This is a genomic window from Mycobacterium sp. NGS17, from assembly GCF_059813205.1.
The window spans coordinates 1-1,849 of the sequence record NZ_JCALED010000021.1; the positions used below are offsets into that span (position 1 = coordinate 1).

Below are 1,849 nucleotides of genomic sequence, written 5' to 3' on the forward strand. Positions count from 1 at the left end.
TTGGGCAACGGCGGGCGCCTCGAACACCGCCCGCACGGAAAGACCGGTGTCCAGGCCTTTGTTGATCGCGGCGATCAAACGCATCGCCGACAGCGAATCCCCGCCCAGCTCGAAGAACGAGTCATCCACCCCGACCCGCTCCACACCGAGCACTTCGGCGTAAATCCCGGCCAAGATCTCCTCGGTGGCCGTGGCCGGAGCGCGATAGTGCCCGGTGTAATCCGGGGCGGGCAACGCGCGGATGTCGAGCTTGCCGTTAGCGGTCAACGGCAACGCTTCGAGCCCCACCACCGCGGCGGGGATCATGTAATCCGGCAACCGCTCGGCCAGTGCGCTACGCAGGGTCGCGGGGTCGGCGGTGCCGGTGATGTAGCCGATCAGGCGTTTGATCCCGGGTTGGTCTTCGCGGGCGATCACCACCGCCTGCTCCACCCCGGCCAGGGTGGTCAGGGCGGCCTGGATTTCGCCGAGTTCGATGCGGTAGCCGCGGATCTTGACCTGCTCATCCGCGCGGCCCAGGTAGTCCAGCTGCCCATCAGCGCGCCAACACACCAGATCCCCGGTCCGATACATCCGCTGCCCCGGCGCTCCGAAGGGACACGCCACAAACCGCGACCCGGTCAACCCCGCCCGGCCCACATAACCGACCCCCACCCCGGCGCCGGCCACATACAACTCACCGATCACCCCCACCGGCACCGGGCGCAACCACCCATCGAGGACGAACAACGCCGCCCCAGCCACCGGCGAACCGATCGGCGGCGCCCCCGACCCCGCCACCAGCGGCGCACTGATTGACACGTCCACCGTGGTCTCTGTCGGCCCATAGGCGTTGACCATCACCCGGCCCGGCGCCCACCGATCCACCAGCGAGGCAGGGCACGGCTCGCCGCCAACCACCAACGCCGCCGACTCCAACCCTTGCGGGGACAACACATCCATCGCTGAGGGGGTTTGGCTTAAGACGTTGACGTGTTCGGCAACGAGGAGGGCGTGGAAGTCTTGCGGGGAGCGGGTGACCTCGTCGGGCACCACCACCAGGCGTCCGCCGTGCAGCAGCGCCCCCCAGATCTCCCGGACGGACGCGTCGAAGGCATACGAATGCCACTGCGTCGACACCTTTGCCGGCCCCGGCGCCGACATGCCTGCATCCAGCGCCCGCATCAGCTGAGTGACGTTGTGGTGGGTGACCGCTACACCCTTGGGCACCCCGGTAGTGCCCGATGTGTAGATGATGTGGGCGATGTCATCGGCGGCCGGCGCCGGCAAACCGGTGTGGGGATAGGTGTGGATGTGGGGGTCCTCGACCTCGATGACCGCCCCGCCGAAGCCCTCGAGCCGGGCACGCAGTTGCGCGGTGCTGACCGCGGCGATGGGTGCGGCGTCGTCGAGCATGAACCCGACACGTGCTTCTGGCAACGCCGGGTCGATGGGCAGGTAGGCGGCGCCGGTTTTGAGGACGGCCAGGATGGCGGTGATCGCTTCGGCGCTGCGGGGCAGTAGCAGTGCGATGCAGTGTCCGGGGGCTGCGCCGTGGGCGGCCAGGAGGTGGGCCAGTTGGTTCGCGGTGTCCTCGAGCTCGCGGTAGGTCAGTGACAGGTTTGCGTCGCGGATCGCCACCGCGTCGGCAGTGCGCGCGACCTGGGCGGTGAACAGCGCCGGAATCGAGTCCGCTGGACCAGTGGTCGTTATCAAGGTGGCGCGGTTGCTCAGGGTGTCGAGGTGGGTGTGTTCGGATTCGTCGAGTAGGTCGATGTCGGCGAGGGGTTGGTCGGGTTGGGTGGTCATGGTTGTGAGAAGCCGTTGCAACCGCGCTACCAAAACCTCGATGGTGGCTGCATCGAAGACG

The 1,849-nt window shown here is 67.9% G+C and carries 1 protein-coding gene; it reads right to left on the reverse strand.

Features of this window, described 5'->3' with window-relative positions; translation table 11 throughout:
- The coding region (locus AC5Y7E_RS24160; RefSeq protein WP_499950934.1) for a non-ribosomal peptide synthetase at positions 1-1,849 on the reverse strand (1,849 nt) is incomplete at both ends.